At 36.4% G+C, this 23,983-nt stretch carries 15 protein-coding genes and 1 pseudogene; 10 read left to right on the top strand and 6 right to left on the bottom strand.

Annotation, left to right across the window (positions count from 1 at the left end; genetic code table 11):
* The first annotated feature begins 1,081 nt into the window (after positions 1-1,081).
* The 9 genes and pseudogenes from JCM15092_RS09085 to fic all read left to right on the top strand — a co-directional run bounded on the left by JCM15092_RS09085 (position 1,082) and on the right by fic (position 19,707).
* A complete protein-coding gene (locus JCM15092_RS09085) occupies positions 1,082-1,294 on the top strand; it encodes a helix-turn-helix transcriptional regulator (protein ID WP_024994388.1) in 213 nt (70 codons plus the stop codon).
* An 11-nt stretch (positions 1,295-1,305) separates the two neighbouring features.
* Positions 1,306-6,477, top strand: a complete 5,172-nt coding sequence (locus JCM15092_RS09080; RefSeq protein WP_024994387.1) for a DEAD/DEAH box helicase — start codon at positions 1,306-1,308, stop codon at positions 6,475-6,477.
* Positions 6,478-6,484: 7 nt separating this feature from the next.
* On the top strand, positions 6,485-9,349 hold the full coding sequence (locus tag JCM15092_RS15630; protein ID WP_034541831.1) for a helicase-related protein: 2,865 nt from the start codon (positions 6,485-6,487) through the stop codon (positions 9,347-9,349).
* Positions 9,350-9,353: 4 nt separating this feature from the next.
* The gene (locus JCM15092_RS09070; protein WP_024994386.1) at positions 9,354-13,520 is read left to right on the top strand and encodes an Eco57I restriction-modification methylase domain-containing protein; all 4,167 of its coding nucleotides are present in this window, start codon (positions 9,354-9,356) and stop codon (positions 13,518-13,520) included.
* Positions 13,521-13,524: 4 nt separating this feature from the next.
* Positions 13,525-14,460, top strand: coding sequence for a hypothetical protein (locus tag JCM15092_RS09065; protein ID WP_024994385.1), 936 nt, complete (start codon positions 13,525-13,527; stop codon positions 14,458-14,460).
* 122 nt (positions 14,461-14,582) lie between these two features.
* Complete coding sequence (locus JCM15092_RS09060) at positions 14,583-16,253, top strand: ATP-dependent nuclease (RefSeq protein ID WP_024994384.1); 1,671 nt, start codon at positions 14,583-14,585, stop codon at positions 16,251-16,253.
* Positions 16,250-17,758: a UvrD-helicase domain-containing protein gene (locus JCM15092_RS09055; RefSeq protein WP_024994383.1), complete on the top strand. Its 1,509-nt coding sequence runs from the start codon at positions 16,250-16,252 to the stop codon at positions 17,756-17,758. Before JCM15092_RS09060 ends, JCM15092_RS09055 begins: the two co-directional genes overlap by 4 nt.
* 30 nt (positions 17,759-17,788) lie before the next feature.
* Positions 17,789-18,799: a virulence RhuM family protein gene (locus JCM15092_RS09050; RefSeq protein ID WP_024994382.1), complete on the top strand. Its 1,011-nt coding sequence runs from the start codon at positions 17,789-17,791 to the stop codon at positions 18,797-18,799.
* A gap of 31 nt (positions 18,800-18,830) precedes the next feature.
* Positions 18,831-19,707 (top strand): annotated as a pseudogene (gene fic / locus JCM15092_RS16880) (protein adenylyltransferase Fic).
* A 607-nt stretch (positions 19,708-20,314) separates the two neighbouring features.
* Here the strand turns inward: fic and JCM15092_RS17230 are convergent.
* The 3 genes from JCM15092_RS17230 to JCM15092_RS17080 all read right to left on the bottom strand — a co-directional run bounded on the left by JCM15092_RS17230 (position 20,315) and on the right by JCM15092_RS17080 (position 21,095).
* Positions 20,315-20,461: a hypothetical protein gene (locus tag JCM15092_RS17230; RefSeq protein WP_159101386.1), complete on the bottom strand. Its 147-nt coding sequence runs from the start codon at positions 20,459-20,461 to the stop codon at positions 20,315-20,317.
* Positions 20,462-20,531: 70 nt separating this feature from the next.
* A complete protein-coding gene (locus JCM15092_RS09030; protein ID WP_024994381.1) occupies positions 20,532-20,717 on the bottom strand; it encodes a hypothetical protein in 186 nt (61 codons plus the stop codon).
* Between the two features lie 132 nt (positions 20,718-20,849).
* The gene (locus JCM15092_RS17080) at positions 20,850-21,095 is read right to left on the bottom strand and encodes a hypothetical protein (RefSeq protein ID WP_148296635.1); all 246 of its coding nucleotides are present in this window, start codon (positions 21,093-21,095) and stop codon (positions 20,850-20,852) included.
* 128 nt (positions 21,096-21,223) lie between these two features.
* Between JCM15092_RS17080 and JCM15092_RS17560 the strand changes: the two genes are divergently transcribed.
* Positions 21,224-21,508 carry a hypothetical protein gene (locus JCM15092_RS17560; RefSeq protein WP_024994380.1) on the top strand — a complete coding sequence of 95 codons (285 nt, stop codon included), beginning with the start codon at positions 21,224-21,226 and terminating at the stop codon, positions 21,506-21,508.
* A gap of 288 nt (positions 21,509-21,796) precedes the next feature.
* Here JCM15092_RS17560 and JCM15092_RS15610 read toward each other — a convergent pair whose 3' ends face one another.
* From JCM15092_RS15610 to JCM15092_RS09010, 3 genes are all read right to left on the bottom strand, one after another.
* Positions 21,797-22,726 (bottom strand): type II toxin-antitoxin system HipA family toxin, encoded by a 930-nt coding sequence (locus tag JCM15092_RS15610; protein WP_369384648.1) that lies wholly within the window; start codon positions 22,724-22,726, stop codon positions 21,797-21,799.
* A 72-nt stretch (positions 22,727-22,798) separates the two neighbouring features.
* The gene (locus JCM15092_RS09015) at positions 22,799-23,125 is read right to left on the bottom strand and encodes a HipA N-terminal domain-containing protein (protein ID WP_024994379.1); all 327 of its coding nucleotides are present in this window, start codon (positions 23,123-23,125) and stop codon (positions 22,799-22,801) included.
* A 3-nt stretch (positions 23,126-23,128) separates the two neighbouring features.
* Complete coding sequence (locus tag JCM15092_RS09010; protein WP_024994378.1) at positions 23,129-23,359, bottom strand: helix-turn-helix domain-containing protein; 231 nt, start codon at positions 23,357-23,359, stop codon at positions 23,129-23,131.
* Positions 23,360-23,983: the final 624 nt, after the last annotated feature.

The following is a 23,983-nucleotide window of genomic DNA, read 5'->3' as shown; positions in this document are numbered from 1 at the left end:
GTATCGGAAAATGATTGCTGATTACTACTGATTAACATATATCACTATTGATTAATAAGGCGTTGATTTTCAACGCCTTTCTTTTTGTCTCTGCCATCGGCTTTTATCGTTGGCCCAAAAGATTGGATGCCGATGTACTTAGAAAAATTACCTATACATAAAAAAATACATAAGAGAACTTCTACCAATATGCTGGAAAAAGGACTCAGTTACTATTCTTGTGGGTTAAAGAAATTAAGCATACAGTTTAGTAACCATTAATAAGTAAGACTTTACATCATCAACTCCTCTTAATGTAGCCCTGAAAGATTTTAGTTTTGCATTAAATGATTCATCACCTGCATCTGTTTCTTGTACATTAAACGTTCTATTATCTGTGTCGCAAAACCTGTCATGATCGGTTAATCAATGAATCATGATCGGTTGATTAATGAATCATGATTGGTTAGTTAATGAATCATGATCGGTTGAACAATAAAAAGAGTTGATCCTCTATTTTCTTTGCACGAAGCGAAGATAATATTATTAATCAAGAAGAAATAGGAATTTGTTAAATCCCCAAAATTACGGAGTGAGCTATTCTTTCTAACCTTTATGAAGATGGAGTGGTCAATGGCTGCTCAATCTTTTTGCTATAAGATTGCTTATTACTCAGAATAAGATTAAAGTGGGTAGCCTAATCCCTCTTGTTGGCTCTGCCACCAACGGATAATGCCAGTAAATTAGCAAGCTGTGGTGGCAGAATTGAGAAAATCGAGGGTTCAATTTTGTTACTCGTGGAGGTGGTTTTTGCAACTGAAATAGTTAAAGAGTGTAAAGCTCGTTAGTTCACTGCGCAAGATTCGTAAAGACTTTTAGTGTATCGAATATGATATGTAAAGCTATACAGTTGACAGTACATGCTTTAGTAGTCATACATCACTTATTTGTTCAATATGCCTATAAATGGCATATAAAATTGTTATATAATTCAATTTTAAGATCTATTTTGCCATTAAATAATAGATTCCAGCCATTTTTTTGGTGATTGTAAGGATTTTGATGTAACTTTACGACTGAATCATTATAAATGAAACCGATTATGGAAAAAGACATAAATCGCATAAAGGTGGCGCTTGTAGAAAATAAGCGTACCAACAAGTGGCTTGCAGAGCAATTGGGGAAAGATCCAGGCACTGTATCGAAGTGGTGTACTAACACACTTCAACCAAATTTAGAAACTTTAGTAAGAATCGCCGAATGCTTAGGTGTCGACGTAAAAGATTTGCTATGGTCAAATAAAAAGAATACTTAAAATCCAAGAATATGAACATCATCAATCTATACGATAAATTGAAGAATAGTTATAAAGACTATTTGGAAAGTTTTGTAGCAATAAAGGATAAACGTATTGAGGTGAAAGTAAGTGAAGCCATACGTGAAGAACGGTTATGGCCCAAAGCTTTAATTCAGTTTAATCCTAATTTTGCAAAAGGCATAGGTGTAGAACAAATGATAGCTAAAGGTCTACCGATACATAAAGATCTAATTCACTTCTTCAGCACTTCATTTTACAAGCATCAACAAGAGGCTATTGAGTTGGGATGTCAAGACAAGGAGTTTATTGTAACTTCTGGTACAGGTTCTGGTAAATCCAGAACTTTCATGGCTACAGTATTCAATTATATCTTAAATCATGAAGAATCTTGTTCTAATAAGACCTTAGCAATCATCGTCTACCCAATGAATGCACTTATAAATTCACAATGGGAAGAACTTGATTGTTATAAGAATGCTTTTGAGAACACTACTGGTCGTGAATGCCCATTTACTTTTGGTAAATATACTGGGCAAGAAAATGATGATTCAAGATTGAAAATGCAGCAAAATCCGCCTAACATCATATTAACTAACTACATGATGTTAGAATTGTTGATGACACGTGCAGGAAGTGAAGAAAGACTACGTAATTGTTTTCTTGAGAATCTTCATTTTCTAGTATTCGATGAGCTTCACACTTATAGGGGAATGCAAGGTAGTGACGTTTCATTTCTTATAAGACGAATAAAATCTCAATCATTAGGTCACGTACTATGCTTTGGAACATCTGCTACAATGGTAGCAGATGATACTATGACTTATGCTCAACAACGTGAAAAGGTAGCAGAGGTAGCATCTTGTATTTTTGGCAGTAATTATACTAAAGAACAAGTTATAGATGAAACCTTAAATATTGGTCTTAACGAAGATGAGCCATCGGAAGGGGAACTACGAAATGTAATAAACTCACCGATTCCAGAATCTGAAAATATCGAAGATATTCAGAATTATCCAACTACTATTTGGATAGAACAAAACATTGCATTAAAGTGGGATAAGAAAGAGGCTAAATACTTTAGAGGTAATCCCATATCTATTGAAGATATTGCAAAGAAACTAAGTAATCAGGTCGATATTGATTATTCAAAATGTTATCAGCATATTATAGATGTTCTGAATTGGTGTAACAATTTGAATGTAAATCATAAAGCAAACATACTTCCGTATAAGATTCATCAATTCATTCCACAAACAGGAAATGTATATGTAACTATCGGAAATTCAGAGTCTAGGATAATCACTGTAGACGAGAAACTTTATTGCGAAGAATTATCTCATGGCGATACGAAAGTAATGTACTATCCTGTTGTATTTAGTCGTATGAGCGGACATGAGTTCTATGTCGTGAAGATTGATGCTGGTGGTAGTAAAATAATGCCAAGGAACTTTGATGGTCGTATTGTCACTGATGACGAGACTAATGATAACGATGGATATATTATCATTCCTCATGAAGGTGAAATTATTGACGATTATATGTTGGCCACCGAGTCAGAAGATATACCTGATGATTGGTATTCATATACTCGCACCGGAAGAAAACTCAAAAAGAATTATGAAGCGCGCCTTCCAAAAGTAATCTATATCTCACAATCTGGTTCTTGCTCTTTCAGCGAACCTTTAGAAGATATGGGTTACATGAAGGCCATCTATGTACCGTCTCCTTTAATGTATGACCCAACAGCTCGTGCTATTTATAAAGGTAAGCAATCTGAGTGGTCAAAATTAGCGAAGATTGGTGGTGAAGGTAGAAGCACAGCCACTACTGTGCTTTCTTATGAGGATATCATTCTAATGAAAGAGAATGGTGTTGAAGAGAAAGACCGCAAGGTTATGACTTTCGTTGACGCTCGTCAAGATGCTGCATTACAAGCTGGGCACTTTAACGATTTTATCAGAATTGGTAAAATACGTTCCGCAATTTGGAATGCTATTAATAATACCAATGATGACATAGATAATAGTCGCATAGCAAGGTTGGTTTTTGAAAACCTACATCTTCGTAATGATGAGTTTTCTAAACGTCAAGGACTTCGAGGACGTCGTGCTGATGAAGTAAAGGATGTTATGATAAAATATCTTTCTACAATCATTTATGATGATTTAGTTGGTAACTGGTCTGTAATTATGCCAAATTTAGAAGATAGTGCTCTTCTTAGAATTGATTACAAGTATCTACATGATGAAATAACTGGAGAAAATGATTCAGAAAGGCTTTATGATATTCCAGAACTCGAAGGATTAACTGATAGTCAGAAAGAAGAATTTATTATTCAGATACTTGATTATTTACGTCATAAATTATGTATTCATAGTTCGGAACGCTCTATTTCTGTAGTTAAAGACACAACTAAAGCAGTACGAGAAAATCTTCTTAAGCCATGGACTTTGGACGAAAATGACCAAATAGAGACTTCTCATGAGCTATTCTTAGTTAATCCTCGTCGCAGAAATAGCTACAATCTCGAATCAGGTGGCTATCTCAGTAAGTTAGCTACCTTTGTTAAAAATTATCTTTCTGCCAACGCTGGTATTCAAATTACTTGTGAAGATAATTACGTTGGATATATGCAAGGGTTGTTTGAGGCTTTAAACAACTATATCATAGAAGACAACGGTACATACCAACTTGATTATAATTGTATTCTTTGGGTTGCTGGAGACAAAAATACAGTACGCCGTGACATGATACGTGTACGCACCTTAACTGGTGATAATACAATACTAAATAAACCTAATGCCTTTTTCCAAAACTTCTATCAGAGCATACCTCTTGGAGGTATCAATCTTGAGGCTAAAGATCATACAGGACAGGTAGCAAAAGAAGATCGAGAACAACGTGAAAAAGATTTTCGTGAAGGTACTTTCCCTATACTCTATTGCTCTCCTACCATGGAACTGGGTATTGACATCAAAGACTTATCTGTTGTAGGAATGCGTAATGTTCCGCCAACACCTGCTAACTACACTCAGCGTGCTGGTCGTGCCGGTCGTAGTGGGCAAGCTGCTCTTGTATATACATACTGTCGTCCACGCAATTCACACGAAAACTACTACCTACACAATCCTAAGAAAATGGTTAAGGGTGAAGTAAAAGCACCTAGAATGGAACTTGTCAATGAAGAGTTGTTCCGCACACATTTTCACTCTACTATCTTGTCATTAAGACCAATACCTCAATTGTCTGATGGTATTGCTCAGTTGGTTGATTATTCTAACATTAATAATATCACACTAAAGGATGAAGTTCGCTTTAAACTACAATTATCTGAAGAATACAAACAAAAGATTAAACAGGTTTTCACCAAGGTGATTTCCGATATGTTCTTGAAAAACAGATTGGAATCTGAAAAGCCTCATTGGTTTACTAATGCTTGGATGGACAAGGTGCTTAATTTATACGAATCGGATTTTGACAAATCATTGAATAGATGGAGAGCACTTTATAAGGAAGCGCAGATCCAAATAGAGGAAGCTTCTATTATAATTAACAATCGTATCTATGGCGAAAACTCACAAGAGAAACGTGATGCCCATGTTAAGCAATCACGTGGTGAGAATCAACGTGATATGCTATTAGGAGTGAATCAAGGAAAGAATAAAGAAGAGAATGAATTTTATCCATATCGTTATCTTGCAAGTGAAGGATTTCTTCCAGGTTATAACTTTACAAAATTGCCACAACGTGCGATGTTGCAATATAAAAGCGATGCAGTAGAATTTTTAAGCCGTCCAAAATCTTTAGCACTAAGAGAGTTTGGTCCTCAAAATATCATCTATAATAATGGTGGTAAGTTTAGAGTTTCTCGTATGATGATAACATCAGATATACTCAGTCATAAATTCTTCTATAATCCAAAAACAGGTGTAATATATAAGGATCAAGAAAATAGTGAACACCACACAGATATTATTACAGGTGAGCCCCTTGATGGAACTGCTCGTATGATTCCCGGTTGTTGCATTCAAGCTCAGGATATGATTGCGACAGAAACAGAAAAGATCACTTGTCAAGAGGAAGAGCGAAACAGAAAATTCTATCAAGTTAAGACTTATTTTGCAAGTGATGATGCTCGTACTATCAGTGAGAGTGAATTATTAAGTAATGGTCAGCATTTGGCAAATATTAGATATATACCATCTTGCCGTATTACCTATTTCTTGGAATCAAGAAATGAGAATAACAGCAATGGATTTGCATTCGACACAAAAACAGGCGATTGGATTAGTAACGAGCGTCTAAATCGTATTCAAGCAGAACAGCAACAACACCTAGAAGAGTTTGATCGAACAAAATTTGTGAAGTTGTTTGCCGAAACAACTGCTAATGCAATATATATCCAGCCTTTGCAATCGCTTATGCTTCAAGATAAAGATGCTGTTAGAACATTCCTATATGCATTTAAACAAGCTGTAGAGGATGTATTTCAAGTTGAAGGAAGTGAGATAGGTGGGGAAATCATGGGTGAGGGTAATGTTCCAAACATCTTTATTTATGAGAATGCCGAAGGTTCTCTTGGAGTCCTCGACCGTCTCGTAAAAGAGCCAGATACATATCGAGAGGTTATTAATCGTGCATATGAAATTTGTTTTGGCAAACAAACTGAATACACAGCAGAACAGTTGGAGTTATTAGTACCTGCTGATTATAGCAATCTACTGAACTATTATAATCAACCGTATCATCAACAAATTGATATTCGCAGAATATATAAAGCTCTTATAATAATGAAGAGTGCAAGTATAGAAGTGCATCAAGCCGGTCAGAATCTTGGCTATGACGAACAATATGCCGCACTCGAAGCTGCCCGTGACCAAAGTAGTTCTACAGAATATGAATTTTTAAAGTACTTGCACGACCATCAGCTTCGTCTCCCCGATAAAGCTCAACCTATGTTTCCAGAAGAATATTATGTTCAGCCAGATTTCATGTATGGGAATCGCATAATGATTTTCTGTGATGGTACTCCTCACGACAAGCCTGAAGTTCAGGAAGATGATCATCAAAAACGAGCAGTACTTGAAGATGCAGGTTATTTGGTTTTGGTTTGGCATTATGCTACTCCTATTGATGAGTTTGTGAATAGCCATGCTGATTTATTTACTTCAATTAGTTAATACCAATATGGAATTTAAGACAGGAACACTTGTTGAATTTCGCTCACGTCCGTGGGTTATTCAGCAATCTACAGATAAAGACTTATTGGTAATTAAACCTTTAGGTGGTACAGACGCTGAAACTATAGGTTTGTACAAACCTTTGTATGGCGATGAACTTGAAGAGATCTCTTCCTATAATTTTCGCAAACCTTCGTCACAAGATGTGGGTAAGTATAGCTATCCTGGTGCGGCTCGTATTTTATATAATGCTTGTCGCTTGTCTTTTCGTGATATTGCCGGCCCTTTTCAATGCTTGGGAAAATTATCTTTCGAGCCAAGACCCTACCAGATGGTTCCACTTATACTCGCTCTTAAACAGCAGATTATCCGTCTGCTAATATCAGATGATGTAGGTATAGGTAAGACAATGGAATCACTTCTCATTGCAAAGGAATTATATGACCGGCATGAGATAAGTCGTTTTACTATTATCTGTTTGCCCCACTTGTGTGAGCAATGGCAGAATGAAATACGCGATAAGTTTGGCTTAGAGGCCGAAATCATACGTTCCAGCACAATTAGCCGTTTGGAAAAAAGACTTCGTGCCAACCAGAATGTTTTCCACGATATACCATTCCAGATAATTTCTATTGACTATATTAAGTCGAGCGATAGGAAACCTATGTTTCTTCAGCATTGTCCTGAGTTTATTATTGTTGATGAAGCTCATACTTGCGCAAAGCCCAAGGGAGCAAACAAATCACAACAACAGCGTTATTCCCTTCTAAAAGACCTATCTCAAACACAGAGACACATCGTTCTGCTTACGGCTACTCCTCATAGCGGCAACATGGAAGAATTTCAATCTGTTATAGGTTTGCTAAATGATAAATTTAGTCAGTACTCTTTGGAGGATGCTAGTCAACGCAAAGAGTTGTCGAACTACTTCATTCAGCGTAGACGTGTGGATATAAAACCGTATGTGGGCGATGATGTGATATTTCCAACACGTATTCAACTTGATGACAAGTATGCACTTAGCGATAAATATCATTCATTGCTAATCAAGATTATTAAATATGTTAAAAAAGGAGTCCAAGAAGCTAAAAAGTCATCAAAAAATAAACAACGATATATCTATTGGGATTTGCTCGCTGTGATTCGCGGTGTTATGTCTAGCCCTGAATCTGGCATAAGCATGCTGCAGAATAAGATTGCTAAACGCAATGAAGAAGATGTTGCAGAAGAAGATACGGTAAATAATATATATCAGTTTAATGACCAACTCAAAGATAGCTCAAACAGTGATGATATTATTCCTGAATCATATTCAGAATCTACATCAAGCGAGAAGAACACATTCCGTTCTTTCATTGCAGACCTTAAAGATATTATAAAAAATGGACAAGACTCCAAGGCTAAAAAAGCTACTGACATAGCCTCTTTTATTCTTAGTGAAGGTAAGTGCCCTATTATATTCTGCCAATATATTCAGACTGCTGAATATGTGAAGAAGTACGTAGAGCAATCCTTAAAAGGCAACAAAAAGACAAAAGATGTGGTGGTTGAAGTAGTGACAAGTAAATTGGCTGATGAGGAACGAAAAATCAAAATCGATGAGTTGTCAAAGAATCCTCGTCACGTTTTGGTTTGCACTGACTGTTTATCCGAGGGTGTCAATCTGCAAAATGGTTTTGAAGCTATCATTCACTACGACTTGCCCTGGAATCCAAACCGCATGGAACAACGTAACGGCCGTATTGACCGATTTGGGCAGACAGCTTCAGAGGTCATGATTTCTACCATGTATGATGATGTAAATAATCCTGTAGATAAGACCATTATGAAAGTCCTTTATCGTAAGCAAAATCAGATACGAAAAGACCTTGGCATTTACATTCCTATTGCCGATAACGACTCATCTATTATGGAAAGTATCATGGAACAAATTATAGTCTTCGACACCACCGATAAATATATTCAGCCTACATTATTTTCCGACGAAGAGTTTGCTTCTACTGTAGAAGAACATGAACGTCGTTTGCAGCGAGCTATCGAGATTGAAAAGAAATCACACACCTATTTTGCTCATAACACACAGGCTATGGATCCAACAAACCTTATTGACAGCCTAAATGAAGCAAAGAAGGTAATCGGAGATACATTAGATACACGCGATTTTGTTATTGATGAATTACGTAACGCTAATGTATCAATTGTTGATGATAAAAAGGCTCTATGCTATTCATTCCCTTTGTTTGACCTGCCAAATTCGATTCGGTCATATTTTATGCAAGCTGTAGATAAGAAGGGTATTGTTAGAATATCATTTGCATCACCTACGCCTAAGGGATATATGTATATAGGCCGTAATCATACTTTTGTAGAAGATCTTTCTCGTGGAGTTATCAACGACACTATCAATACAGGTGAACTTGCTGCATGTCGTGCCATGGTAATGCAAACAGATGCTGTGAAAAAAGCTACGACTGTGTTACTCATGCGTGTACGTAGTGTTATCAGCGAAACAAAGCATGTAGAGAATCAGATGGTAGGCGAAGAAATGATGTTCTTTGGTTATAGAGGCAACGTGGAAGATGGAGACATCCTAAACGAAGATGAAAGCAGAAATCTTTTTATCAATGCAAAAGCTTCAGGTGATGAAGAGCTTTCATTCCAACAGATGACCTATGATAAACGTCTCAGATGGATAAACGACGAAGAGGCACTTCGCCGTCACACCGATTCGCTCGCTCTTGACAGAGCCTCACACCTTGTCAACGCCTTTACTCAATATCGCAATTATGTAGCTTGTCAGCAATATCAGGTCGTTAAACCTGTATTGCCGATGGATGTAATTGCTGCATACGTTTATCTTCCTAAACTATAAATAAATGGAATACACATCAATACATATATATGGTCATTTCCTTAGTGACGATATTCTACACGAGATAGAGACCGACACTAATCTCATTGGAAATCGTGACCGAGATTTCGGTTTCGATGCCTCTATCAATCGGCAGATAGATTATGCATGGAGCAGCCTTCGCTCTGATTGGACAATCTTCAATGAGCGTAAACTCCTTCGTGACACTTACGGAACTACCTCAGTACGTAAACTTATGAGTCGTTTCTTTCAGTCGATTGATTATAATCTGGACTATCAAACAACACAATTGGAACGTAACGGAAACACTTTCGATATTCCCTATATCTGTCATGAGTTGGGCGATTTGCCTATCATCATAGTTGGCGATTTAACAGGTGAATCAGATATCGAAACACTCGATAAATGCACGCTCGACTATCGGGCGAAGGGCACTATGCGACGCAAATCGCCACATGCCACAATGCTCGACTATCTGAACAATACGGATAATGTGTATGGCATCGTTACCAATGGTCAGATTCTTCGTATTATTCGCAATACAGGGCAATTGGTGAAGAAAACATATATTGAGTTCGATCTTCATCGTATGATAGAAGAAGACCATTATTCCGAATTTTGTATCCTTTTCCGTTTGCTTCATGCGTCTCGTTTCAGTCATTCAGGCGATGATGCTTGTATTATTGAGCAATGGTTCAATATGTCCATAGAAAGTGGAAACCGTATTCGTGCTGGTCTATCAAATGCTGTTCAACAAACGATGGAAGTCTTAGGGCGTGCAGTTGTTTGTGGTAAAGGGAAAGGTAATGAAGCATTCCGCCAGGCTTTTACTGATAAGCAGGTTACAGCAGAAACACTTAACAAAGAACTGATTCACTTCATTTATCGTCTGTTATTCCTCTTTATTATCGAAGATCGCGACTTGATATATCAATTACCTCAAAGCGCAGATCATCCCGATTATAAACATCTATCTCGATGTCATGATATATATAAGAAGTATTATGCAGTATCTCGATTGCGTGGATTATCGGAACTCAACTATTTGAAAAATAACCGTTATCACGACTTATGGGAAAGTCTCATGGACACTTTCCGCTTGTTTGAAGATGAATCGTTTGGTGCTCCTTTGGGTATTAAACCATTAGGCGGCGTGCTATTCGATGCAGATACTTTGCATTACTTGAAGCAGTGTACCATTGCCAATAGTACGGTGCTTGATGCTTTTGGTTATCTCAACGAGTTTATTGCCGAAGGTGGACAACGAGTAAAGATAAACTATTCAAGTCTTGATGTTGAAGAATTTGGTTCAGTATATGAGGGAATTCTCGAAATGCGGGCAGTAGTTACTCCTAATGTCACAAATTCATCTTGGAACTTTAAGTTTGGCTATGGTCTCGACCGCCAATCTACAAGCAGCTACTATACTCGCCCCGATTTAGTTCAAAGTCTTATTAAGACTACCCTTGAACCTGTAATTCAAGAGCGAATTGCAAAATACCAGACTAATGATGAGAAAATAAAGTCTTTGCTATCCATGAAAGTCTGTGATGCAGCAAGCGGTTCAGGACACATCGTTTTAGCTATGGCTCGCACCATTGCATGGTATGTCAGCACATTAAGGACGGAGGAAGATAATCCGGCTTCGCTTGACTATCGAGAGGCTTTGCGTGAAGTTATTCAGAAGTGTATCTATGCCGTTGACTACAATCCCGATGCAGTAGAACTTTGTAAAGTCGTGCTATGGATTGAAGGTTACTGCGCCGGTAAACCTTTGTCATTCCTCGACCATCATATTCGTTGTGGCAACTCTGTTGTAGGCGTTGCCAATCTTGATATGCTCTTCAATGGTGTGCCTAACGATGCTTTTACAGCCAAAGATAATGAAGTTAAGAAGAAGATAAAGAAACTAAATACTGATGCGCTTAAAGATTTGGCTCTTGTAAAAGATGGACGTAAAACAGGTCTTGAAGTAACTCTATTTAGCGATGAGTTTGTACTAAAAAATATTGAAAGCGAACAAGTTGATTTAGCTACTGATGCAAAATCTATTTCAATAATGCCAGAGGATTCTCTGCCTGAAGAAATAGCCAAGCAAAAACGTTGGGAACAGTTAATGCAATCGCCCCGTGTAGAATGCTTGCGTAATGCTTGCGACATATATTCCTATGCTTTCTATAAACAATTTACTGATAATGAATTAAACTCAGAAGTGAAGGATGATGGTACTACATTTTCAATTCCATCTATACCTTATACCAAGACGGTATATCATGCACTTGAAGAAATCAAACATCTTGATAATGCTGATAGCAAGTTTGTTCCATTATCACAAGACTTTAAAAATGAAGTTGAAGAAGTTGCAGCAAAGCAACGCTTCTTCCATTGGTGTATCGAATTCCCTGAGGTTTTTGCACAGCAAGGTGGATTTAATGTGATGTGCGGAAACCCACCTTGGGATAAAATTAAAGTTGAAGACAAGAAGTGGTTTGAAACTAATGGTCGTACTGATATCGTTAATGCTGGTACAGCATCACAACGTAAGAAAGCTATTGAAAATCTTAAAGCCACAGATCCAATTTTACACAACGAATACATCCAAGCTCAACAAGATGCTGAAGGATTAAGTCGCTTCGTGCGCTTTTCCGGTCGATTCAGTTTGACTGCCACAGGCGATATTGACTTATATCCAATGTTTGGAGAACTATGCCTTTCTTTCTCAAAAGAGGCATGGGGGCTTGTTATGCCTACAGGAATCGCTGTTAATGACAGCAACAAAGCTTTCTTCTCTAAATTAATTGATGACAATAGACTAATCTCTCTTTATGACTTTGAGAATAGAGAAAAATTGTTTGATATTCATCGTATGTTCAAATTCTGCCTATTAACAGCAGGTAAGGCACAAACACAATCTCGCATTGTGCGTGGTGGATTCTACCTTACTCGTTTGGATCATTTGCTTGACCCAAACAGAATTTATACACTCCGTACTGATGACTTTACATTGTTGAACCCAAACACAAAGACGTGTCCTACATTCCGCACAAGCCGTGATGCAAAGCTGACATCTAAAATATATCATAATTCAGAGGTGCTTATCAACGAATCTACGGGTGAAAATCCTTGGGATGTGCACTTTGCAAGAATGTTAGATATGTCCAACGATTCTCATCTATTCAGAACGTATGCACAACTTATCGAAGCCGGTGCTACGATTGAGGGTAATAAGTTCACTCTCGATAATCAGTTATATGTTCCGCTTTATGAAGGAAAGATGATATGGCATTATAATCATCACTATGGAACATGGCCAACTGATGGAGAACGCCCAAATACCATCCCTACGCCCTCGGCTACTGATTGTGGTAATCCAAACTCATATATTATACCGTGGTATTGGGTGCCTCAATCTGCAGTGGATGATAAACTTATCAAATATGATAAAGATGTGAATGTTGTATGGGAATGGAAACATAAATGGTTGCTTGCATATAGAGGTTTAACTAATGCAACAAATGAACGAACATTTATAATGTCGCCTATTCCCGACGCCGTAGGCGTCGGGCATAGTGCCACGCTCCTCTTCGCGGAGCGTGGCACTATGCCCGGCTCTCTACTTTTGAGCATGATGTCTTCACTACCTTTTGACTATATTACCCGCCAAAAAGTGGGTGGTACGAACATGAGTACTTATTTTGTCAAGCAATTCCCTGTCCTCACACCTGAACAGATATCTGATAATGCAAAACTACAAATCATACCACGAGTAGCAGAGTTATGCTATTTCAATCACGACTTAGATGGTTGGATGGATGAGTTATGGCATGATGAAGAAATGACAGAAGAAATACGTAATCTCATTGCTGAACGATTAAGAGACTGTAATGGGATACAATTCTTAGGAATTGACTTCAGCAACATAGAGCCATTCATTTATAATGAAGACCGTAGAGCAAGGGCTCAAGCAGAGCTTGATGCCATCTTCGCTCACCTCTACGGACTAACAACCGAAGAACTACATTACATTCTCGACCCCGAAGATGTGTGCGGTGTAGGTTGTATAAATGAAACATTCCGAGTGCTAAAAGACAACGAGATACGCAAATATGGCGAATACCGCACCAAGCGCCTCGTCCTCGAATCATGGAATAGATTTGGATTTAACAAGTAATACTATGCTAGATAAGGAATTTCAGAAAGAATCTAAAAGAATTATTGATAGAGCGTTATCTATTAGTAATTGGGCATGTCTGTGCAAGTGGTGTGAAAACAAAACAATAAATTCACATCTTTTGCAAAGGCATGGCGTGCTTGACAATATTACAGAAAATGGTCATATGTATGAGGTGAAGCCAAAGAATATATTTAACCCTTCCAATAATCGTATGCAATTTCAGAAAGTAGGCATTAACAACGCATTATCCTGGCCAATTTATTGCAATAAGCACGATACTGAACTATACAAGCCTATTGAATGTAAAATATTAGATTGCTCAAATTACAAGAACCAACTACTATTCAGTTTAAGGTCTACATGTGCTGAATTAAGGAAGAAAGAAATTAGAGTTGAGATACTACGTAATATGATTAATGAATTTATTTTACCACCGGAAGAACATCATAACATTCAAGTCTATATATATGGTTTGGACAAAGGTATCTCCGATTTTCGCTATTATAAAAATTTGATAGAAAATGAGTTAGAAACAACATATCATAAATTTCATTTTTACAACTATACTTATCCCAAAATAGACATTTACTCATCTTCAACATTTAGTTATATTGAATATTATGACTATGCTCAGAAAGTTCGATCTGAAAAGCCATGGGAAGCTGTTTTCTTTCATGTTATTCCACAGGCAGAAAGTATACAAATAATAATTGGGTATCATGAAGATCATTGTAATGATTCGATACGAAAACTTACTCAAGAATTTGGATTTCTGAATTGTTTTACTCTTGGTCAGAAATTGACTGATTTATTTGCATTCCATATAGAAGGATGGGGACTATCACCTTCTTTATATAAATTAATACCAGAAGTCAAGAAACAGGAATATCTTAAATCGTTTGATGATAATATATATTATCATGAAGCATCTCTTTAAAGCCAACTAAACTTATTTGATGGATTAATACCAAAGTTTTAATCATTAAGTAAGTAATTAGCAAATAAATATGATTTTCTATAGCTTCTTAAGGGTTTGATAATATTTTAAAAGATACAATAATGAGTCATATAACGAATTTAACGATTAAAAATTACCGCGGAATCAAAGAACTAAACCATGATTTTGGTGATGAAAAGTTCATTGTTTTAATAGGTCGTGGTGACTCAGGCAAAAGCACTATTTTGTCTGCTATAAATGCGGCATTATCACCATCATGGAATATGTCATTTAGTGACCTTGACTTTTATAATCAAAAGACAGAGCATCCAATAGAAATAGAATTAACAATAAAAGAACTTCCAAAAGAATTTCTGAAAGAATCAAAGTATGGTTTATTTGTTCAAAATGATTTAGGCGAAGATGGAAATCTTGATGATCTTACCATTGTTATAAAGCTAACGGTTGATGAAACATTAGAGCCTCATTGGGTGGTAAAAAGTAGAGATGGTTCCGATATTGAAGATAAACCTATATCTGGTGCAGACAGGGCTTTATTAGCAGTAAACTTTATCACAGATTATACAGACAATCAATTTGCGTACAATCGACAATCTCCTTTGTATGCACTGACTAAGGCTAAATTAGAAGATGGAAAAACTATAGAACGTGTAAAATCAGATTTAATACGTACTATGGCTGAATCAATAACGAATAAAGACTTGGATGAATTTAGTGCTCCATTTGAGAGTCTTATTATAACGGCAGAGAAACTAGGGTTGAGCACCAGTGACTTATGCGCTCAAATTGATATTAAAGACAATCCCTATACAGGTAATAGCATTGCACTCCATGATAATTCATTACCATACCGTCTTCACGGTAAAGGCAGTAAGAGATTAATGTCTATCGCAATACAATCTGAGCTGACAAAACAAGGAGGTATCGTATTGGTTGATGAGTTAGAACAAGGACTTGAGCCTGATAGAATAACAACATTAGTTAGAATACTTAAACATGTCGATAAAGGACAGGTCTTTATAACTACACATTCACTAAATGTCGTATTAGAAGCAGAATGGCATAACATTTTCGTAAAAAATAAAGATGCTAATACGCTATCTGTTCTGAATCCTGAAATGGAGGGATTTCGACGTTCTAACCCTCAAGCTTTTTTTGCAAAGAAGATTATTTGCTGCGAAGGCAAAACAGAACAAGGATTTATTCGAGCTATTGATAGTTGGATTTATAGCAAATACAATACAAGCCTTTCGGCAAAAGGTGTAGTAATAGTAAATGCAGGAGGAGGTAATAAAATGTTTACATATGCGAGGAATCTAAAAGAATTAGGATATGACACCTGTGTCTTTGCAGACGATGATAAGCCAAAGGAATTGAAAGAAGAAAAGCAAGCAAGCAATGAAGTTGGTGTAAAACTGCTTCTTTGTGAAACTGGCAATAGTCTTGAACGGCAAATCATTTTGGATTTACCTTGGAATTTTATATCTACAATTGTGAACTGTTCTCAAGAAGATTTTCCAAATGACAATATTAATTTGGATAATGATTTCCTTGAAGAAATAAAGGTTGCACGAGAAATAATAGAACAAAACAAGATTCGAAATACAATAATTGAATTAGCAATAAAAAAGAATAAAGAATGGTTTAAGCATATTCCTGGTGGAGAATTTTTGGGTTCTGTATTTAGTGAAGCATATAATGATATGGGCGACAATAAGAATTTGAAGATTAATGTAAAATCATTATTAAAATGGTGTTCTATTGAAATATGATTGATTGGAGTGATTTTATAAAATGTGAACGAGGGCTGCTAATAGCACCAGCAGGACATGGTAAAACAACAGCTATTGCTGATTGTCTCTTACAATGCCCAAAAGATTCGTGTCAATTAATATTAACACATACACATGCAGGTATAGCTTCTTTACGAACAAAATTTAGAATAAAGAATATACCTTCAAATAAATACCAATTAGAGACTATTACAGGGTTTGCCCAAAGATATGTGCTAAGTATTCTTGGCTCAACAGAACTACCAAATGAAGAAGACAAAGAGTACTTTACTATTGCTATTAGTAAATGTTGTAATCTCATGCAATCAAAAGTTGTACAAGCAATACTAAAAGCCTCGTTTGATGGCGTTTTTGTAGATGAATATCAAGATTGTACCATTGACCAACACAACATGATAATGGAGTTGGCTTATAATCTTCCCCTTCATCTATTAGGAGACCCTTTGCAGGGTATATTCTCTTTTGAAAACAAAACATTGGTAGATTTTAATAGAGACTTAGGACTATTTTCTCAATTTAATCTTCTAAACCATCCGTGGCGATGGGAGAAAAGCAATCCTTTTTTAGGTGAATATATACTAGAAACAAGAAAGCAGTTAGAAGCAGGTCATAATATAGAATTGAAGGATGAGCCTACCAAAAATATCAATGTAGTTATTGTACCGCCTAATGATGACAAATACCAGATAATGGTGAATATTATTAAACAGCATAGTCTTGAAAATACGCTCGTTTTATGTCCATCGTACAGGGAATCAAACAAATACGGCAAACTCACTACCAAAGGAGATATAAATGATAGAATAAAGATCAAACAACGTGTTGACTATGGTAATAGTTTTACTATTATAGATGCAATAGATAGTACTGAATATTATAAATGTGCTAAAGATATTGATTCTTTAATAAAGAGATGCACAAAAGGTAGTAAGATAAATATGATTTCAAAACTACATAGTATCCTAAAACAATTACATCTAAATATTTCAGAAGTTGAGAAATGGATTGATGAGAAATCTGTAAAGAAAAGAAAAGGTAATAATTTATCAAAATCATTAGCTCTAAAAGAATCTTGCGATTACTTTGAAGCAAATGTATCACTAGATAATCTAAAAAAACTTATAACTTTAATAGTAAATTTGCCTTCTATAAAAAAATATCATCGTCTATTTTACAGTAGTATAGATAAATGCTTCAATCTTGCTCAAACTAATAATATATCAATGTTTGAGGCTATGAAATTGCTAAAGACAAGAGTCCGCCACCAAGGAAGACAAATAAATGGAAAAAGTTTCGGTACAACACTCCTAACAAAAGGATTGGAATTTGATACTGTTATACTTTGGAATGCTCACAAATTTGAGGATGCTAAGAATTTCTATGTGGCAATTTCAAGAGCTTGCAGAAAACTCATAATAATAACAGAGAAAACAACGTTGTCTTTTAACGACAACAATAGTAATAGATTGCAACAATCAAAGTAATACAGCAACTTACATATAAAATGATATAATATGAGCAACGAAATACAATTTCTCCTTTATAATATGCCCGACGATGCTGGCAAGGTGCAGGTCGTGGTAAAAGAAGAAACCATATGGTGTACACAAAAAGCTATGTCGCAACTTTTTGGTGTAGGTGTACCTGCCATCAGCAAGCATCTAAGTCATATCTTTGAAGAGGGTGAATTAGATAAGAAAATGGTTGTTTCCAAAATGGAAATAACCACTCAACACGGTGCTATTGAAGATAAAACGCAGACTAAAGAAGTCGATTTCTATAATTTGGATGCTATAATAGCTGTCGGTTATCGCGTATCTTCGTTAAAGGCTACAAGATTTCGCCAATGGAGCACACGAATATTGAATGAATATATCCGTAAAGGATTTGTTCTTGATGACGAGAGATTGAAACAAGGTAAAACAACTTTTGGTAAAGATTATTTCCGAGAGTTGCTTGAGAGAGTTCGTTCTATCCGCACTAGCGAACGAAGAATATGGCAGCAAATAACGGATATCTATGCAGAGTGTTCTTTTGATTACGACCGCAATTCACCAACAACAAAGGAATTCTTTCAGATGGTTCAAAATAGATTCCATTATGCAATAACAGGACAGACTGCACCAGAAATAGTTTTCACGCATGCTGATCATAACAAGAAACATATGGGATTGACCACTTGGAAAAATTCTCCTGATGGTCGCATCCTGAAATCCGATAGTAAGATAGCAAAGAACTATCTTACAGAACAGGAAATAAGAAAATTAGAGCGAGCAGTAACTGGATATTTCGATTATGTGGAAGATTTAATAGAAAACGAAAACACTTTCAGTATGAGTCAATTTGCCAGTAGTGTTAACGAATTTCTAACCTTCCGAAAATATCAATTATTACCTGATAAAGGTCTTATCTCTAGGTCGCAAGCTGACGCAAAAGCTGAAGCTGAGTACGATATATTCAATAGGACACAACAAATAAACTCTGATTTTGACAAGGATATTAAAAGGCTATTAGATAAACATTAGAAAAGAACTGTAATCAGAAATAATAAAAGATATGACAGAAAGAATATCAATAAGATTCTTTGATGACCTTGAGGTAAGAGCCGTTTGGGATGAGACAAATTCCAAATGGTGGTTTTCTGTACTCGATATAGTAGGTGCATTGAATGCACAATATGATTATACAAAGAATCGTAACTATTGGAAGTATCTGTAAACGAAGTTAAAGAACGAGCAGAATGAAGTGGTTAGTGCCACTAACCAGTTGAAACGACTCTCACCTGATGGTAATCGACGACTCACTGATGTTCTTGACATAGATGGTGTACTTGCCATTGCGGCTTGTTTTCCAAATACTAAAGCTTCTCGCTTTGTAGCATGGTTTACAAATAGTGATTAAACGATTGATGGAAGAAGTAAATCCAAAGCTTATGCCCTCTTTGAAAGTAGTATGATTAGTACTATCGAAGTGGGTAGCATAAAAGGTTTGCAGCAGATTCATGCTTATCTTTTTGGTGGATTGTACGACTTTGCTGGGCAGATACGCACCGTGAATATAGCCAAAGGCGGATTCCAATTGCCATGGCGCAATACTTGCCACAAACATTGATTGACATTGCCAAAATGCCTGAGGATACTTTTGAGCACATTATCGACAAATATGTTGAGATGAATATTGCTCATCCATTTCGTGAAGGCAACGGTAGAAGTACGAGAATATGGCTTGACCTAATGTTGAAGCAAAGTTTGAAGAAATGTGTAGATTGGAGTTTGGTGAACTAGAAAAGCTATCTTGATGCTATGACTCGCAGTGTGGCTGATGGTATACCAATAAAGCAGTTCTAGAATCTGCTCTTACTGATAAGATTGATGATCGTAAGACATTCATGAAGGGTATTGACTATTCATACTATTATGAACAAGAGGATTAGAGTGTATGCATTTATAAACGATGTATTGCTGTATGTTCATTGCGAACTATCAATAATTAAATAGTACACCGTACAAGTACCGAACATGTTGATTCTCGAAACCGAATAAGTTAATACCATCTTGATTTTACTCATTTTTACTTGTATTTTCGTACCTTTGTGCCCAGAGTTTCAAGGCAAAAAGGCAACCTCAAAAGCCGAGGTACGAGCAAGACTTACAAAGCGTTGATATACAATGCAATGAATTTTCAACTATTCTTGAGAAGAAAATAAAATGACCTGCCGTAGCTTTTAAAATGCAAAGTGTTGAAAACTAAGAATGTGAATAGAGTGTATTGGCAAGTAATTAACTACCAGCAACTTAAACCATTTTATTGCAACTACTATTAGAGCGTCTGCTATCGAGAAGGCTTTTGACAAAGCTCCTGACTATAAAAAACGCCCATCTTTTAGCAAAAAGAAAGTAGATTCAGAGTACTACACTACCAATGAAATCGCTGAGAAATATCACATTAGACGCAAGACTATTTTGGCTCGTTGTGAACGTTTCAACATCCCTAAGGTCTATGAAGGACGTAAGATGGCATTGGTTTCCATCAATTTATCACTAACAGGTAGATAACGAAACTCGGAAACCTGTTTTATATTTACCAAGTCCAGCATAATCAAGATCACCACTTCTATAAAAGCATAAGTTCATCAGACCATTGGAAACAATAGCTTGTAACACCTCCTTTGAAGTATCATTCTTCAAATACCAATAGGTTCTGATAAAGGGGACCAATTATTTGAGTGGTCGTATCAGCTGTAATAACACAGAAATGTTATTTGAGATTATATTTCTCTTTCATCAACGATTTGTCTTCTTCAGACAAACTGTTATAATATTTTTTCCATCCCGGACAAAAGGATGTATGCCAATGCCAAAATCTTGCAATGAATGATCTTGGATTTTCTTCATATTTGCGTCGCATTTTGCATTCTACGCAAGAGTATTTCTTCGGTTCCATATCTAAAATATTATAAATCATTTGCAAAGGTAACTGGTTTTAGGACTTAAGTATAATAAAAAAGGTACATCTTTAGTTTTAGGTTATATCTTCTCTCTATTTGTACATATTTGTGGCAACATGCTTGGCAATTTATAAAAATGGATTTGCCGGCATAGATGAACCAAGCGACACGAAAGCCGTCTGTATTTTCTCATTTCTCTCAAAGTCTGCCTTCGTCCGATGATAGATGCCCCTATCTCTCCTAGCACTCTGCCCTAGGCAACTTTGAGGGTAGCACCTTTGGTGGAAAACAGAGTCGGATGGATCTAAAGAGAGAGTTAGATTAGTACAATGACGACGAATGGACTTCTCTTTGTTTGTGTATTGGTTAAACACTTAGGGGCATGTAAGTCGTAAATCTTTTAATAACATTTACCACCAACAGGTTGAAAGTAATTTAAGCGTTAAAGATTTCTGCTATAGAATAAATTCACTACCTTTACAATGAAATAATTGATGTAACAATGAAAATAAGAACATTTACTCAGCGTGATTACATCAAAGCCAATAGGCGGGCTTCTCGCTTGGCGGAGATTGAGAATCACCAACGCCCTGTAAGTATTGCAGGGGTGCACAAGTCCAAAAAGGTTTATGACCGCAAACGTAATAAGGCAGAGATGAAAAAGGCTCTGCCTTATCTGTTTCTATGGGGCTTATGTGAATGTTTTCAATATACAATAGGATTCAGTAAAACGCTCCTCATCCTATATTCTACCAGGTATATTTACAATTATCAAGTAATAAATTAGACCCGAAAGGTTATAATTTATTAATTGTATGGTTGACCCTATTTCTAATGTTAATAGGTTTGAAGTATAGATAAAAGGACAATTCAGTAGAAAGTCTATTACTGTGATCTTGTAATCATTATCTGCCATAGTGATTACACTCATTTATAGGTGCGAATACGATATTCAGGAATTTGGCTGTATTTTATTAGGAAATTTGGCTAAGATTAATTCACGATTCAGACAACATTCACTTTGTTTTATTTATTGTAAGCCTTCGGCAAATGAGAAAATAGAATTTTTAATATCTCATTTCATATCCTTGAGCCTATTTCTGCGTTGACGGTATTCCGCCAGATAGGTTTTCTTAGTGTCGGGCAGCAGAAAGGAGGCTTCTATAAGTTGTTCGGTTAATGGATATTGAGTAGTGAACTGAGTTAATATTTCAGCCACACGTTTTTCACTTACTCCGATACATTTCGCGAACGCTTCGAAGGAACGACCGTTAGCCTTGCCGTTAAATTTCAAAAATTCAGATTTTTCTCCATCACGAAACAGCCCTCGACTCAAAGCAAAATCACTATCATCAACATGCAGGTGCGTATTCAATAAGTCATAAGCGGGCGCCAATCGGAAATCGCCTCTTGAAGTTTCGAGAACAGAGAAATTCTTCAAATGGGCATCGCCGTTCGAGAATAAAAAGTTGAAAAGTACAATCTTAAAAAACTTCTCAATCTCAATGCGCCAAGCGGGGATATAGCGTTGTATCAGCTCGGCCAATTCTTCGTAACTGTATTCATATTTATAATTACCTCCACCGTTTACAGGCATCAAGCCTGCCAGCGAGGAAAAATCCTCTTTGCGTAGCTTTACACCTGCCGTCCCAACATCAAAACGTTTGGTAATATAAGCAGGCTCGCCTGTTTTGAAAAAGCACAAGCCGTTGGCGGCGGTCTCAATCCCGTATACCTGTGAAGCAATCTGCATCGTTAGATTTTCGTTTGCGGGGATTTCATTCACTCTTCGCAAACGACTTAGCGGAATCGGCTTTAAGATATGCGTACTTTGTTCTCCTTTTTGCGATAGACGTATCTTGCCTCTTTCAACAATGCAGACATCTTTGTCTTGTACTCCTGAAATTGAAATTTGGTCTATATTCTCTATAAACTTCTCTTTATCCTCTTCGTTTTTCTCGGGAGAATCATAAGGAAGGATATGAGAGACTTTTTTTCCCTGCAAAAAGATTTCTCAGAGCAATAGGAGAATATGTTTCATACCCTTCCGCAAGGGTTGACGGGCAATGTGTCAGTTTCATAATTCAATCGGTTTAACGGTTATTGCTCCTATTGTATCGTGTGATGTGGTAGCGAGAAGAAGTCCGAAATAGTCTTTCTCGTCGATCTTCAACAATCGGCACTGAGCCTCTTTATTAGCACCTTCGGATAGCAGACTAAAGAAGAACGGGAACAGATAATCGCTCGTAAACCTCGTTTGCGTTTTAGGCAATGTTAAACTCACCTCCGGCATCAAGCTATTGGCAAAATACTCCGGTTTATACTCAAACGAATAACTCCCGTTATCATTCTCGGTTAGAGTTCCGGCTTCAAGACCTTTCATATATACTTTTGCACTTCGCATTGCTTATAATTTTAGTTGTTTCACACCCACAGTAATTTCCAGCCCCAGCACATCCAAAATTTTACCCAGCACCTCGATAGTAGGATTTGCCTGACCACGCTCAATTTTGTATAGCGTATTGACACTAACACCAGCAATATCTGCTAAATTTGGTTGCGTAATCATAAGTTCTTTTCTACGGAGACGTATCTGCTCGCCAATGGCTACCCGTAATAATTTTATTTTATCATCCATATTCACATCTTATTGTGATTTTCATCGCAAATATAGTGTTTTTTTCTAAAAAAGATATTAGAATCACATTTTATTATGATTTTGATAATTTCATAATAGTATTAGTGTGTAAGCAGGATTACAATCACATCATAATGTGATATTTATGATAATATAAGAATAAGACGTATCTTTACTCCTGCAAACCATTTTGCAACACAAGTATGGTAACAGCTACAAAATCAATATTTTCCATTTTATTTTTGGTTGTACGAAAAAAGCTAAAAATTACGGTACAGCACGCACGTGCAAATATCTGAAAAGCAAATAGACAAACTTCCTGTAGAAATTTGTCTATTTGTCAAAATGAACTTTGTACCGTTTAAAGGACAAAAACGCTGACACTCAATAGTGTAAATATGTTGTATTGGACAGCATTAATTAATAATAAGGTCATTACAGTTAACATTTTTCTACTCATTAGCTCTTAATAAGTCAAAACAATAAAAGTTCCAATTAACGTTACGAAATTGTGAACCATTATTATCAGCCAAAAAACATATATAGGTCATATACCTTTTATGTCTGTTGGAAAAGTTTCCATTAAACATATTTCTACAAAAAGCGCAAAACGATACTCCTTAT

Origin of the sequence: Phocaeicola paurosaccharolyticus JCM 15092 (genome assembly GCF_000613805.1) — a bacterium.
Classification (GTDB): Bacteria; Bacteroidota; Bacteroidia; order Bacteroidales; family Bacteroidaceae; genus Phocaeicola; species Phocaeicola paurosaccharolyticus.
The sequence above is the reverse complement of the archived record's forward strand: the minus strand, read 5'-3'. Positions and strand labels throughout refer to the sequence as shown.